The sequence below is a fragment of the Micromonospora sp. DSM 43699 genome (genome assembly GCF_055517075.1).
In genome coordinates this window covers 88,839-101,680 of sequence record NZ_JBTMMT010000002.1, presented here as the reverse complement: position 1 = coordinate 101,680, position 12,842 = coordinate 88,839, and the positions used below count along the sequence as shown (strand labels likewise).

10 protein-coding genes and 1 pseudogene are annotated in these 12,842 nt (G+C 71.6%); 6 read left to right on the top strand and 5 right to left on the bottom strand.

What is annotated here, in order from left to right; genetic code table 11:
• Positions 1-85 precede the first annotated feature (85 nt).
• The 4 genes and pseudogenes from AC0AIB_RS01835 to AC0AIB_RS01820 all read left to right on the top strand — a co-directional run bounded on the left by AC0AIB_RS01835 (position 86) and on the right by AC0AIB_RS01820 (position 5,012).
• Positions 86-2,614, top strand: coding sequence for a putative bifunctional diguanylate cyclase/phosphodiesterase (locus AC0AIB_RS01835; protein WP_328341763.1), 2,529 nt, complete (start codon positions 86-88; stop codon positions 2,612-2,614).
• Positions 2,611-3,858: pseudogene (locus tag AC0AIB_RS01830) on the top strand (glycosyltransferase 87 family protein); the annotation flags it as partial. The gene AC0AIB_RS01835 and the pseudogene AC0AIB_RS01830, both read left to right, overlap by 4 nt.
• A 66-nt stretch (positions 3,859-3,924) precedes the next feature.
• The gene (locus AC0AIB_RS01825; protein WP_328348991.1) at positions 3,925-4,557 is read left to right on the top strand and encodes a phosphoribosyltransferase; all 633 of its coding nucleotides are present in this window, start codon (positions 3,925-3,927) and stop codon (positions 4,555-4,557) included.
• Between the two features lie 29 nt (positions 4,558-4,586).
• The gene (locus tag AC0AIB_RS01820) at positions 4,587-5,012 is read left to right on the top strand and encodes a TFIIB-type zinc ribbon-containing protein (RefSeq protein WP_465095864.1); all 426 of its coding nucleotides are present in this window, start codon (positions 4,587-4,589) and stop codon (positions 5,010-5,012) included.
• A 150-nt stretch (positions 5,013-5,162) separates the two neighbouring features.
• Here AC0AIB_RS01820 and dnaB read toward each other — a convergent pair whose 3' ends face one another.
• Positions 5,163-7,511 (bottom strand): replicative DNA helicase, encoded by a 2,349-nt coding sequence (gene dnaB, locus AC0AIB_RS01815; protein WP_465095863.1) that lies wholly within the window; start codon positions 7,509-7,511, stop codon positions 5,163-5,165.
• Positions 7,512-7,910: 399 nt separating this feature from the next.
• Between dnaB and AC0AIB_RS01810 the strand changes: the two genes are divergently transcribed.
• Complete coding sequence (locus AC0AIB_RS01810) at positions 7,911-9,575, top strand: hypothetical protein (protein ID WP_465095862.1); 1,665 nt, start codon at positions 7,911-7,913, stop codon at positions 9,573-9,575.
• A gap of 205 nt (positions 9,576-9,780) precedes the next feature.
• Here AC0AIB_RS01810 and rplI read toward each other — a convergent pair whose 3' ends face one another.
• The 4 genes from rplI to rpsF form a co-directional block, all read right to left on the bottom strand.
• Positions 9,781-10,227: a 50S ribosomal protein L9 gene (gene rplI / locus AC0AIB_RS01805; RefSeq protein WP_328341757.1), complete on the bottom strand. Its 447-nt coding sequence runs from the start codon at positions 10,225-10,227 to the stop codon at positions 9,781-9,783.
• Positions 10,228-10,241: 14 nt separating this feature from the next.
• A complete protein-coding gene (gene rpsR / locus AC0AIB_RS01800) occupies positions 10,242-10,523 on the bottom strand; it encodes a 30S ribosomal protein S18 (RefSeq protein ID WP_328341755.1) in 282 nt (93 codons plus the stop codon).
• Positions 10,523-11,059, bottom strand: coding sequence for a single-stranded DNA-binding protein (locus AC0AIB_RS01795; protein ID WP_176739072.1), 537 nt, complete (start codon positions 11,057-11,059; stop codon positions 10,523-10,525). The genes rpsR and AC0AIB_RS01795 overlap by 1 nt, the downstream gene beginning before the upstream one ends.
• Before the next feature lie 79 nt (positions 11,060-11,138).
• The gene (gene rpsF, locus AC0AIB_RS01790; protein WP_067301247.1) at positions 11,139-11,429 is read right to left on the bottom strand and encodes a 30S ribosomal protein S6; all 291 of its coding nucleotides are present in this window, start codon (positions 11,427-11,429) and stop codon (positions 11,139-11,141) included.
• Between the two features lie 629 nt (positions 11,430-12,058).
• Between rpsF and AC0AIB_RS01785 the strand changes: the two genes are divergently transcribed.
• Positions 12,059-12,841, top strand: a complete 783-nt coding sequence (locus AC0AIB_RS01785) for a deoxyribonuclease IV (protein WP_465095861.1) — start codon at positions 12,059-12,061, stop codon at positions 12,839-12,841.
• Position 12,842 lies beyond the last annotated feature (1 nt).

The following is a 12,842-nucleotide window of genomic DNA, read 5'->3' as shown; positions in this document are numbered from 1 at the left end:
GTGGCTGTAGACGATTGTGGTGGCGGCGTGACCCCACGTAGCCTTGGCCTCTGCTCAGCGACACGGAGTGGTTGTCGAGGACACGATGGCACGACCGGACGAAGGCAAGACGGAGGCCGAGCGGCAGCTGACGCTGCACGTCGGCCTCGTCTGCGTGGTGGCCCTCGCAGCAGCGGTCGTCGCCCTCTACCAACTGGTCCGCCTCGACCTCACCGGCGACGACCTCACCCGGTCCGTCGCGCTGGCCTTCATGGCCGCACTCGGCGTCCGGATCAACTGGCAGATCCGCATCCGGGCAACGGTCCACGCGGTCTCCTGGAGCGAGACGGCGATCGTCCTCGGCCTGGCCGTCGCCCCGGCGCCCCTGGTCGTCCTGACCACCGGCACCGGCGTCGCGATCGCCCTGCTGTCCCTGAAACGGTCGCCCCTGAAAACCGCCTTCGGCATCGCCAAGAGCATGTTGCTGGCCGCCGCCGGCGGTGTCGCCCTGCACGGCCTCGGCTGGTCACCACAGGACACCGACCTCGGAAACGCCATCGGCATGATCGGGATCGCCTACGTCGTCGCGGTGGTCCTCGACGAGCTACTCACCCTGCCGGTCATCGCCATGGCCACCGGCACCCCCCTGCCCCGGCTCTTCGCCGACGACCTCGGCCTCCGGCTGACCAGCGCGCTGGCCCGGTTCGTCCTCATCGCCGTCACCCTGGCCATCCTCCAGGCCGACCCACGGCTGCTGCTGGCCGTGCCACCCCTGGTGCTCAGCCTCCACCTGCTCTACTCCAACCAGGTCAAGTCCCGGACCGAGCAGCAGGCCTGGCAGCGCCTCGCCCGCACCACCGACGCGCTCAACGTGGTCGACCTGGACGAGGTCCTCACCACCGCCGTCACCCGGGCCACCGAACTCTTCTCCGCCGACGAGGTCGAGATCGAGCTGCGCGACGCCTGTCGCACCGTACGGGGCACCAGCGGCACCATCACCTACGACGGCCCTTCCGGCACACCGAGCGACATCGAGGGCACCGTCCTGCCCGCCCGCCTCGAAGGCCACGACCGGACGGCCGACGTCGGAATGCTGCGGTTACGGTTCCGCGGCCCGGTCCGACTCAACGAACGCGAGCAGTACACCCTGCGCACCTTCGCCTCCGCCCTGTGCACCGCCGTCCGCAACGCCCAGGCCTACGCCGAACTGGCCCGGGCGGCCAAGGAACACGCCCACGCCGCCAGCCACGACGCACTCACCGGCCTGGCCAACCGCCGACAACTGCTCGACCGGGGCACCGAGCAGCTCAACGCCCGGCACGCCGAGGGGGTGACCGCGCTCGTCCTGATCGACCTCAACCACTTCAAGGAGGTCAACGACACCCTCGGCCACGCCGCCGGCGACCAGGTGCTCATCCAGGTCGCCGACCGACTGCGCGCCGCCGCCCGCGACGAGGACCTGGTCGCCCGCCTCGGCGGCGACGAGTTCGCCGTGCTGATGCGCGCGCTGCCCGCCCCCGCCATCGCCGCCCACCGGGCCGAGACCCTGCTCGGCGCGCTGCACGAGCCGCTCGACGTGGACGGCATGCGGATCAGCGTGGAGGCCAGCGGCGGCATCGCGGCGGCCCCCGCCAGCGGCGGCGTACCGGAGCTGCTGCGCCGCGCCGACGTCGCCATGTACCAGGCCAAACGGGCAGGTCAGCGGATCGCCACCTACGCGCCGGCCCGGGACACCGCCGACCTGCGCCGGCTCACCCTCGGCGGGGAACTGCCCCGCGCGGTCGCCGACCACGAGTTCACCGTCAACTTCCAGCCGATCGTCGACCTCGGCAGCGGCGCGGTGACCGGCGCCGAGGCGCTGGCCCGCTGGCACCACCCCCGGCACGGGGTGATCGACCCGCTGCGCTTCATCGAGGCGGTGGAACGCTCCGGCATGCTCCCCGCGTTCGCCGAGGCGATCCTCGACCAGGCACTCGTCGCCGCCGTCACCTGGCGGACCGCCGGCTTCGACCTGCCGGTCTCGGTCAACGTCTCCCCCCGCAGCCTGCTCGACGCCCGGTTCCCCGGCGCGGTGCTGGCCCGCCTCCAGGCCCACGACTTCCCCCCCGACCGGCTGGTCCTGGAACTCACCGAGACGCTCACCCTCAGCCAGCTCGACGTGGTCGACCGGGTGCTCAGCCGACTGCGCGACTCCGGCATCCGGCTCGCCCTGGACGACTTCGGCACCGGTTACTCCTCGCTCTCCCTGCTCTCCCGCATCCCGGTCCACGAGCTGAAGATCGACCGCAGCTTCGTCACCGCGATGGAGAGCTCCGCGGAGGCGGCGGCCGTCATCCGCTCCACCCTCGACCTCGGCCGCAGCCTCGACCTGAAGGTCGTCGCCGAAGGCGTGGAGAGCGAACCCCAACGACGGGCCCTGTGGTCCCTGGGCTGCGCCGCCGGCCAGGGACACCTCTTCGCCCGCCCACTGCCGGCCGGCGCGCTCCTCGCCGCCCTCCAGCGCGGATCCGGCGGCCGACCCGGCACCCTCGCCACCCCACTGCACGACACCGGCGCGGTCATCCGACTCAGCACCCCCGGTCGCCGGCAGCCCGCCCGGAACCGTCCGACGGGTCTGCCACACTTGCCGGCGTGACCGCTGCCGACCGAGCCGCCCGCAGCTGGCGGGCCGTCGACACGGCCGCCGGTGGGCTCGCCCTCGACCTCGGCCTCTACGCGGTCTCCGCCGCCTTCGCCGCCGTCACCGCAGCCACCTCCACCCTGGCACCGCACCGGGCCTGGGGGGACGTCGCCGCCGTCGGCTACCTCGCCGCGACCCTCCTGGTCGCCGCCCAACTCCTCACCCGACGCCGGCACCCGGGGCTGGCCGGCACCACCGCCCGCGCGATGGTCACCGGCCTCACCTGGGTCACCACCGCCCTGCTTCCCCTGATCCTCCAGGCCGGGCAGCGGGCAGCCGGGCGCACCGACCGGGCCCAGGAGGAGGTGGTGGTGGTCGAACACGCCGGCAGCCGGCTCGCCGAGCACGGCACCCCCTACCTCGGCCCGGACGCCATCGCCGCGCTGCCTGCCGACGAACGGCTGCTCGGCTACACCCCCTACCAGCCGGGGATGGCGTTGTTCGGGCTGCCCCGGGCCGTCGTCGACACCTGGTGGACCGACTCCCGTATCTGGTTCGCCCTGGTCACCGCAGTGGCCCTCACGCTCGCCGTGGGTGCGCTACGCCGCCGCACCCGCCCGACCGGCCGGTGGGCCGAGGCCCCGGCGGTGCTGCGCGGCGTACAGGCGGCGACCGTCCTGCCGATCTGCGCGCTCACCCTCGCCACCGGCGGCGACGACCTGCCCGTACTCGCGCTCTGCCTGTTGGCGTTGGCCCTCGCCGCCGGCGGCCGACCCGGCCCGGCCGGGGTCGCGGTCGGGTTGGCCGGCGCCTTGAAGCTCTTCGCCTGGCCGGTCGCGCTGGTCCTGATCTTCTGGGGGACGACCCGGCGGGCGGGGCTGCGGGTCGCCGCCGGCGCGCTCGGCCTACCCGCGCTCGCCCTGCTCCCCGCCCTGCTGGTCGACCGGGACGCGCTGGTGGAGAACGTGCTCCGCTTCCCGCTCGGCCACGGCCAGGTCACCAGCCCCGCCCAGTCACCGTTCCCCGGCCACCTGATCGCCACCGCCCTGCCCGGTGGCCGGTTCGTCGCCGCCGCACTGCTCGTCGCCGTCGGTGCCGCGATCGCCGTCCGGCTCGTCCGCCGCCCGCCGCACAGCGCCACCACCACCGCACTGATCTGCGGGTACGGCCTGCTCGCCGCGATCGGGTTGATGCCCACCACCCGCTTCGGTTACCTGCTCTATCCGCTCGCCCTGCTGGTCTGGGCCCCCGCCCTGGCCGCCTCTGCGGCACCGGTTCCGCCGAGTCCCCGGCGCGCCCCGCCCGCAGGGCGTAGACCTGAGAGCATGAGCAGCTACCGCGATCGCGCCGACGCCGGCCGGCAACTCGCCGCCCGACTCACCGCGCTGGTCGGCCAACCCGACGTCGTCGTGCTGGGCCTGGTACGCGGCGGCGTCCCGGTGGCCCGGGTGGTCGCCGACCGGCTCGGCGCACCGCTCGACGTGCTGGTGGTCCGCAAGCTCGGCCTGCCCTGGGCCCCCGAGGTGGCCTTCGGCGCCCTCGGCCCCGGGGGCGTCCGGGTCCTCAACGACCAGGTCACCGCCCGACTCGACCCGGCCGACGGCATCGACGTGCAACGCCGCGAGCAGGCCGAACTGGACCGCCGGGAGGCTCGCTACCGCACCGGTCGCCCCCCGCTCGACCTGACCGGACGGACCGCCCTGATCGTCGACGACGGCCTGGCCACCGGCGCCACCGCCCGCGCCGCCGTACAGGTGGCCCGCCAGCTCGGTGCCCGACGGGTCGTCGTCGCGGTGCCGGTCGGCGCGCAGGATGCCTACGAGATGCTGGCCGCCGAGGCGGACGAGGTGGTCTGCGCCCAGCACCCCGCCGACTTCGGGGCGGTCAGCGCCTACTACGACGACTTCCACGAGGTCGACGACGACGAAGTGACCGAGGCGCTGATCGCCACCGCCTGAATGCTGCGCCGACCGGGTACCGTCGAACGATGCAGCTCACCTGTCCCAAGTGTCGTGGAGATATGCGCCAGTACGAGCGCAGCGGAGTCGTCATCGACCAGTGCGGCGAGTGCCGGGGGATCTTCCTGGACCGCGGCGAACTCGAGAAGCTGTTCGAGGCCGAGGCGAACTGGAACCAGCAGCGCGGCGCACCCGCACCCGGTCAACCGGGGTCCGTCCCTGGTCAGCAGCACGTCCAGACGCCTGGCGGCTACCCGCCGCCTCCGCCGCCGCCCGCCCCGAGTCACCAGCCGGGCTACGGTGCCGTACCGCCGCCCCCGCCCCCGCCGGGTTACCCGCAGCAGCCCGCGTACGGCACCCACGGTGGGTACGGGCATCCGCAGCAGCACCACGGCTACCACGGCCACTACAAGCGCAAGAAGCACAAGGGCTTCCTCGACGAGATGTTCGGCTGAGCGAACCCGTCGGTGATCGGGTCGGGCGTTTCCTCGCCCGACCCGATCCGACGTCGTCCGATCCGCCCAGTGAGTACCGCCCGGTCCATCTGCGCAGGCGTGATCGTCAGTCGCTCCGCCGCTCAGTGGTTAATCGCGTCTCAAGCCCGCTCACCCGATGGCCATATCTACGAACCGAGAGAGATGGAGCTGCGCTGCGACCGTTATGCTATCGGTCGGGCCATTCCTGTGCTTGGCAATTATGAAATCCGCCTCCCCGGCGCGCGGCGATTCCTTGTCATAGTAATCGTCGCGATGCAAAAGTATAACAACATCGGCATCTTGCTCAATAGACCCGGATTCGCGCAGATCGGACAATTGCGGGCGCTTGTCGGTGCGTTGCTCGGGGCCACGGTTCAGCTGACTGACCGCGATCACCGGGCACTCGACCTCCTTGGCCAGCAGCTTCAGCCCACGGGACAGGTCCGCGACCTCCTGCTGACGGCTCTCGGTACGCTTCGGCGAGGTCATCAGCTGGAGGTAGTCGACCACGATCATCTTCAGGTCGTGCTTCTGCTTGAGCCGGCGGGCCTTCGCCCGGATCTCCATCAGGTTCATGCTCGGGGTGTCGTCCACGAAGAGGGGTGCCTCGCTGATCTCCCCCATGCAGCGGGCCAACTTGGTCCAGTCGTCGTCGGAGAGCTGGCCGCTGCGCAGCACGTGCAGTGGGACCCGCGCCTCGGCCGAGAGGAGCCGCATGACGATCTCGACCTTGCTCATCTCCAGCGAGAAGATGGCGGCGGCCTGATTGGCGCGGATTGCGGCATTGCGGGCGAAGTCCATGCTGGCCGTGCTGTTGTGGGTCGGGATCATCGACCGACCGGCCAGGTAGAGGTGCTCCGGATTGTCCACTGTCACACAGCGGACCGGCACGCTGGCCACCGGCCGGACATCCACCACGTACCTGACGCCTGGCCGTCCGTCCGTACCGGTCCGTCGGCGGGCAGCGTGCGCGGACGCCTTGCGCTCCTGCCGGAACAAGACGTCCGGAGCGGAGAAGCTGATCGTGTACGCCACGGACGACCCCTTGGTACGACCGGGTAGCGCCCGCTCGCTGAGCGTGCAGCGGTAGCCGAGACTCACCACGAGTTCCCGGACGTCCTCGGCCAGCCGACCCGAGGTCGAGGTGTACCGGAGGTCGCCGGTGGGGCCGACTGTGCCAGCGGCGTCCAGCAGCCCGGCGAGAAGCGCCCGACGCTGTGCCTCGGAGGCACGCAGGTATTCCCGGGGGATGTGCTTGACCGGAGAGACCCCGAGGTGGCGGAGGGCCGCGAGGAGGGACCCGGTGAGAGGGCCCGCGTCGGGCTGGCCGTCGCCGAGCCAGCCACCCAGGCCGTACGGCGGAATCGGCAACTCCCGCTCGGGTAGTTGCAGGGGGGCACAGTTGACGACGGCATGGTGCGGGCCGGTACGCAGCGTCGCCGCGATCTGCGCGGTGGTGACCACGCCGTCGTGTCGCGCGCCGGCGGGGATCCGACCCGTTCCGCCGGCTTCCGCGCCGGCCGGTTCGAGGGTCCGCGCCCGGGTGGTGGTCTGCCACAGGTGCTCGGCGTCGGCGACGATCACGCTGCCGTCCGAGAACTCGACCTCGTAGCAGGGCCGGCCGTTCAGCACGTCGAAGGCGGCGGTGATCGTGGTCGGCGTACCGTCCGCGGCGAGCAACCGGTCGCCGACCTCTACCTCACCCATGGTGGTCCAGCCGTGCGGGGTGGGCAGCGGCGTGTCCAGCGCGAGCGCCTTGCCGAGACCGGGCCGGCCGGCCACGATGATGAGCTGCCCGGGGTGCAGGCCGTTGAGCAGCCGGTCCAGGTCGGTGAAGCCGGTCGGCACGCCGGTCATCACGCCGCCCTGCGCGCCGACCGCCTCGATCTCGTCCAGGGTGGGCTGGAGCATGTCGGCGAGCACCGCGAAGTCCTCGCTGACCCGCCGTTCGGTGATCTCGTAGACCGCCTGCTGGGCCAGGTCGACGACGTCGTCGACGTCCCGGCTGCCGCCGGCGGCGGTGCCGTAGCCGAGCTGGACGATCCGGGTGCCCGCCTCGACCAGCCGGCGCAGCACCGCGCGTTCGCCCACGATGCGGGCGTAGTAGGAGGCGTTCGCCGCCGTCGGCACGGCCGCCATGCAGGTGTGCAGGTAGGGGGCGCCGCCGACCCGGGCGAGGTCACCGGAGTCGGCCAGGGCCGCCGCGACCGTGATCCCGTCGGCCGGTTCGCCCCGACCGTAGATGTCGAGGATGGCGTCGAAGATGGTGGCGTGGACAGGCCGGTAGAAGTCGGTGGACTTGAGGATCTCGACGACGTCGGCGATGGCGTCCTTGGAGAGCAGCATGCCGCCGAGGACGCACTGCTCGGCGGCGACGTCCTGGGGTGGGGTCTTGTCGAACTGACCGTCGCGGGGCGGCGGGGCGGACGACTGCCCCGCGACCCGGGGCTCCGCCCGCATGTCGTCGGTGACCGACACGGTTCCCCCTCCACGACGTCTGAGCTGGTTACGGCAGTACGGCGGCGGTGCGACACCTCCCGACCTGACCGGCCGGGTCGATCGGGGGCCATCGCGCGACCGGTCGGTGCCCCACGATACGGACCCCGAGCTCAGCCCCTCAACCGACGCGGTGGACGAGCCTCGGGACAACCTGTGGATGCGGGTGGACAACCATGTGCGCAGCGTGTGCACAGCCTGTGGAAAACTGTGGAGGTTTTTTGGGTCACAGGCATCTGACCTGGTGTTTCACTATCCACACCCTGTGGACAAAAAATTTCCGGTAAGGCTCTTGGGTCGGTCGTCCCGTACTATCTCTGCGAAACGGCTACACCTGGACAGCGGATTGCACTTTCGGTTGAGAAGGGTCACGCTCCGGCCGTGAGTTACCGGGACTGGGAGCGCGGGGAGGGCAGCCCGCGCGAGCGTCAGCCGACCGCCCCGTGGGACGACCTCGGCGACCCGGTCCCGTCAGCTTCGTACTCCTCGACGGACCGCTACCGCACGCCGAGTCGCCGCCGGGCGGTCGAGCGTGGCCAGCAGGAGCCCGTCGACGCCTACCTGCCCCGCTGGGCGGTCGAGTCGGGGATCGCGCATGCCGACGGCCGGGGTCGGCACGCCGCCCCGGACGATGAGGACGACGACGCCCGCCCGGTCTCCGGGGTGGGCCGGCGTGCGGCCAGACGGCGGCGGGAGAGTGAGCGTCGGGAAACCCGGGCGATCGGGGCTGCCCCCGAGTCCGACCACACCCGGGAGTGGACCTTCGATCGCCCCCAGGATCAGGGGTACGTCGGCAGCCGGCGGGCGGACTCCGACGAGGGTGAGCCGGTCTCCGGGGCCGCCCCGACGGCCCGCCCGCGCCGGTCCCCGTCCCGTCGTCCGGAGGTGATCTGGTCCGGCGGTGACGACTCCGACCTGCCCGTGGAGGCGGTGCCCGAGCAGCCGCCCCGCCGTCGGCGACGTAACACCGACGAGTCGTGGGCCCGTCCGCTGACCGGCCCGGAGAGTCGTCCGGCGACCGACCCGTGGAGCCGTCTCGCCGAGCCGGAGCCGGAGTACCGGCCTGCGGTGGACCCGTGGGACGCCTCCGGCCTGCACACCTGGCAGAGCCCGACCGCCGGCGAACGGTGGGACCATCCCAGCGGGGCGTCCCGGTGGGAGCAGAGCGACGACACCGGCCAGTGGGACCGGTTCACCGACACCGGGCAGTGGGACCGGACGGACGTCGGCCGGTGGGGCCCGGTGACCGCGGATCGCGACGAGGTGGGCCGCCGGGATACCGGCGGCGTGGACCGCCTGACCCAGGACGACATCGGCCCGTGGGACCGGGGCGGCTTCGACCGCCGGGACCGCAGCGAGAAGGACCGTGGCGAGGGCGGCCGATGGGAGCGGTCGGTACCGCCCCGGTCGGCGCAGCCGATGACGGGCGAGGGCTGGCCGTGGGGTGAGCAGCCGGAGGGGTTCTGGTCCGGCACCCGGTTGGCCGGTGACGATCCCCGCTGGATGGACCCGCCGACCTCGGCGCCCCGCTCCCCGGTGGTGGGTTACACGGCGCCGAGGCCACGGGCCGCTCCCCGGCGTCGGGCCGAGCCGGTATCCGGCCGGGCGGTGGCGGCGTCTTCGCTGCGGGACCGCATCGGGTCGGTGGGCGGCGGGTCGTGGAACCGTCGCCTGGAGGACGACCTGCTCGACCCGGACCCGGGTGGTCCACTGCGCCCGTTGGTCTACACCGCCGCGTGTTACCTGGTGCCGGCGGTGCTGGTGTTTCTCTGGCTGTTGACCCTTGACGGTCAGCCACCGGCCGGCTGTGTCACCGACATCAGCGGGGGCGGGTGCGAACCGCCCCGGGCGCATGCCTTCGGTTCCCTGGTCGCGGGCGCGCCCCGGTTCGGTCTGGCGTTGCTGAGCAGCCTGGTGGTGGCGGTGCTGCTGCGCCGGGTCGGGACGACCTGGCGGTCGGCGACGGTGGCGGTGGCGGCGGCGGTGGTCGGTGGTGGCCTGTCCACCGTGATGATCAGTGCGGTCACCGGTCAGCCGATCGGCTGACCGGTCCGCGGTGCCCCTCCCGGTGCCGGCCGCGTGGCGCAGGGGCACCCGTGCACGATGCCACCCCGACGGCCAATGCGCTGACGGCCTGCACGTGACGGCTGCACGGTGACGGCCGCAGCGCTCGACGGCTCCGGTGGCCAGCGCGAAACGGCCCGCACCGGGTGCCGGTACGGGCCGTTTCGGGTGTTGCTGTGCTGCGGTGTCAGCCCTGGACGACGTTGAGGTCGAACTTGGCGGCCACCTCGGGGTGCAGCTTGACCCGCACCGGGTAGGAGCCGGTCGACTTGATGTGACCGGGCAGTTCCAGCCGACGACGGTCGAGGGTCGGGCCGCCGGCCGCCTTGACGGCGTCGACGACCTCGGCCGGGGTGACCGAGCCGAAGAGCCGACCACCGTCGCCGGCGCGGACCTTCAGGCTGACCTTCAGACCCTCGAGCTGGTCCTTGACCTCGGTGGCGTGGCCCAGGTCGCGGATCTCACGGGCCGAACGGGCCCGCTTGATGACCGTGACCTGCTTCTCCGCACCCTTGGTCCAGCTGATCGCGAAGCCCTGCGGCAGCAGGTAGTTACGGCCGTAGCCGTTCTTGACCTCGACGATGTCGCCGGGGGCACCGAGACCGGAAACTTCCTGGGTCAGGATGATCTTCATGTCGGTGCCTCCTCTCAGCGGGCCGTGGCGGTGTACGGCAGAAGCGCCATCTCACGGGCGTTCTTGACCGCACGGGCGATCTGCCGCTGCTGCTGCGAGGTGACCCCGGTCACCCGCCGAGCGCGGATCTTGCCGCGGTCGGAGATGAACTTACGCAGCAGTGCGGTGTCCTTGTAATCGATATAGGTGATCCCGTCCTTGTCGAGCGGGTTCACCTTCTTCTTGGGCTTGCGCAGTGCCGCAGCCTTGGCCGTTGCACGTGCTCCTGGTTTGCGATCGCGGGCGCTCGGCGCCATTAGAACGGTGGCTCCTCATCAAAATTGGCGCCCGAACCACCGCGCGAAGAGGGGGCCGGAGCAGCAGAGGCCCAGGGGTCGTCGAAGTTGCCTCCGCCGCCACCCTGATTGCCACCGCCACCGGAACCGAAGCCACCGCCGCCGCCACCGGAACGCGACATCTTCTGCACCTTCGCCGTGGCGTAGCGCAGAGACGGGCCGATCTCGTCGACCTCGAGCTCGATGACTGTGCGCTTCTCACCCTCGCGGGTCTCGTACGACCGCTGACGCAGCCGGCCCGAGACGATCACGCGGGCGCCCCGCTGGAGCGACTCGGCGACGTGCTCCGCCGCCTGCCGCCACACCGTGCAGGCCAGGAAGAGCGGCTCGCCGTCCTTCCATTCATTGGTGGTCTTGTCCATGAACCGGGGCGTCGAAGCGACCCGGAACTTGGCGACCGCCGCACCCGACGGGGTGAACCGCAACTCGGGGTCATCGGTCAGATTGCCGATGACCGTGATGGTGGTGTCTCCTGCCATGACCATCTCCTCGCGCACTCATCGTTGCGTCGTACAGGCTCTCAGAACCCTCCGACATCACCGATGAGGCTGATCCGGGCGAACCGGGGTTGAATGCTTAGCGCATCTCCGGCCGGATGACCTTGGTGCGCAGCACGGACTCGTTGAGCCGCAGCTGGCGGTCGAGTTCGGCCACCGCCTCCGGCGTCGCCTGAAGGTCGATGACGGCGTAGATGCCCTCGGCCTTCTTGTTGATCTCGTACGCGAGGCGCCGGCGGCCCCACACGTCGGTCTTCTCGACCGAGCCACCCGCGGTCCGGATCACGTTCAGGTACGTGTCGAGCGAGGGTGCGACGGTGCGTTCCTCGAGGCTGGAGTCGAGGATCACCATTACTTCGTAATGACGCAAGACGTGCTCACCTCCTGTGGGCTAGGCGGCCACGGTCCTTCCGTGGCAGGAGGTCGTGCGTCGTGCCCGCCCGGTGTCGGGGGAACCCGACCGGACGCGGACAACCGGACCAGGATACCCGGTCACGACGATCATGCCCGCGCAGGTCGACCCGGCAGGCCGGGAACGGGTGACAGGGCCCGCCGCGACACCCGAAGGCCGGCGGCGGACCCTGTCCACGAGGCCGCGGGGCGTCCCGTCCGCATTCCTTGGGTGGGACCTGGGGAGGAACGACCACACCGATGAGGTTGGATCGAGGACACCCCGCGGAGCTTCATCATGTTGTTGTCCGACCGTACAACGGCGATCGTCACGGTATAGCCGGATTCAAACTATTAGTCCGGGATTCACTGCTTGGCGACACGACCCGTGCGGCAACTCCACAGAGGGCCCGGTGCTACCGCGCGGAATGTTCCGGGGCGCTGCCGGCCATCCGTAACGCTCGTCGTGCCGCGAAGCCGACCTGCTGTTCCACTGCGTTCAACGACCGCCGGGGCCGGCGGGTGACGCGGGCGTGCGGGCGCGGACGGCGCGACTTGCCCGCGACCGGCACCCCGCCGTCGTCGGAGGCGGGACGTAGGCTCGCCTGCATGCGTATCGGAGCCCACGTCGACCAGGCCGACCCGCTGGCGGAGGCGGCCGACCGCGCCGCCGAGGCGGTGCAGTTCTTCCTCTCCGACCCGCAGGGCTGGAAGGCCCCGAAACCCCGGGAGGACGCCGACCGGCTGCGCGCCGCCGACGTGGACCTCTACGTCCACGCCCCGTACGTGATCAACGTGGCCACCCTGAACAACCGGATCCGCATCCCCAGCCGCAAGCTGCTGCTCGGCCACGCCACCGCGGCCGCGCAGCTCGACGCCCGAGGGCTGATCGTGCACGGCGGGCACGTCAACGCCGGCGACGACCTCGCGGTCGGGTTCGACAACTGGCGCAAGACCTTCGCGTACGCGGCCGACTCCGGTGGCTTTCCCGTCCCGGTCCTGATCGAGAACACCGCCGGCGGCGACAACGCGTGTGCCCGACGGCTCGACGCGCTGGCCCGGCTCTGGGACGCCCTCGGTGACTACGAGGTGGGCTTCTGCCTCGACACCTGTCACGCCTACGCCGGCGGCGAGGAGTTGCTCGACCTGGTCGACCGGGTCAAGGCGATCACCGGGCGGATCGACCTGGTGCACGCCAACAACTCCAAGGGCGGGTTCAACTCCGGGCAGGACCGGCACGACAACCTCGACGGCGGCGTCATCGACCCGGAACTGCTGGTGGCGGTGATCCGGGCGGCCGACGCCCCGGTCATCGTGGAGACCCCCGGCGGCGTGACCGGTCAGGGCACGGACATCGCGTTCCTCCGCGAACAGCTCGGCACCGGGGCCTGAG

Excerpts from the sequence above, each read along its gene's own strand:
- rpsR (WP_328341755.1), bottom strand. The coding sequence starts at position 10,523 with ATGGCGCCGAGCGCCCGCGATCGCAAACCAGGAGCACGTGCAACGGCC.
- rplI (WP_328341757.1), bottom strand. The coding sequence starts at position 10,227 with ATGAAGATCATCCTGACCCAGGAAGTTTCCGGTCTCGGTGCCCCCGGC.
- AC0AIB_RS01825 (WP_328348991.1), top strand. The coding sequence starts at position 3,925 with ATGAGCAGCTACCGCGATCGCGCCGACGCCGGCCGGCAACTCGCCGCC.
- AC0AIB_RS01785 (WP_465095861.1), top strand. The coding sequence starts at position 12,059 with ATGCGTATCGGAGCCCACGTCGACCAGGCCGACCCGCTGGCGGAGGCG.
- AC0AIB_RS01820 (WP_465095864.1), top strand. The coding sequence starts at position 4,587 with ATGCAGCTCACCTGTCCCAAGTGTCGTGGAGATATGCGCCAGTACGAG.
- AC0AIB_RS01835 (WP_328341763.1), top strand. The coding sequence starts at position 86 with ATGGCACGACCGGACGAAGGCAAGACGGAGGCCGAGCGGCAGCTGACG.